Consider the following 647-nt stretch of genomic DNA (forward strand, 5'->3'; position numbering starts at 1 on the left):
TATCAGAACTTCGTCCAGCCGCCATCTTCTGTGGTTAAGACTCTGCTATTTTTTTGTGTTTTATTTTTGGGAAGAAGACTCGCTGAAGAAAGGGGAGCCCTGCCTTCGATTTTAAACACCGAGACAATTTCTGTGAGCTGACGTGCCTGCTCTTCAAGTGAGGCGGCGGCGGCGGCTGATTCCTGCACCAGTGCGGCATTTTGCTGCGTAACACTATCCATTTGCACGACTGCTATACCAATTTGGTTTATTCCTTTGCTTTGTTCAGTCGATGCAGCCGCTATCTCGCTCATGATGTCATTTACACGGCTGACAGAGCTGACGATTTTCTCCATGGCTCCCCCGGCCTGAGTCACTTGTTCTGACCCGGACTGAATGTTCTCAACCGATTCATTAATGAGCACGCCAATCTCTTTTGCGGCTTGTCCACTGCGCTGCGCCAGATTTCTTACTTCGCTTGCAACGACGGCGAATCCCCGACCTTGCTCTCCGGCTCGTGCTGCTTCAACAGCAGCATTAAGAGCAAGAATGTTGGTCTGGAAGGCTATGCCATTAATAACACTGATTATTTCTACGATTTTATGCGAGCTGGCGTTAATTTTTACCATGGTAGATATGACGTCGTTCACAATAACACCGCCTTGGTT

The 647-nt window shown here is 48.4% G+C and carries 1 protein-coding gene; it reads right to left on the minus strand.

Translation table 11 applies throughout. The annotated features are described in order from the left end of the window. Nucleotides 1-2: 2 nt before the first annotated feature. Nucleotides 3-647: methyl-accepting chemotaxis protein (locus tag AC1DUO_RS25940; protein ID WP_477989607.1), on the minus strand; the 645-nt coding region annotated here is incomplete at its 5' end.

It is taken from the genome of Rahnella sp. P4_A8 (genome assembly GCF_056402435.1).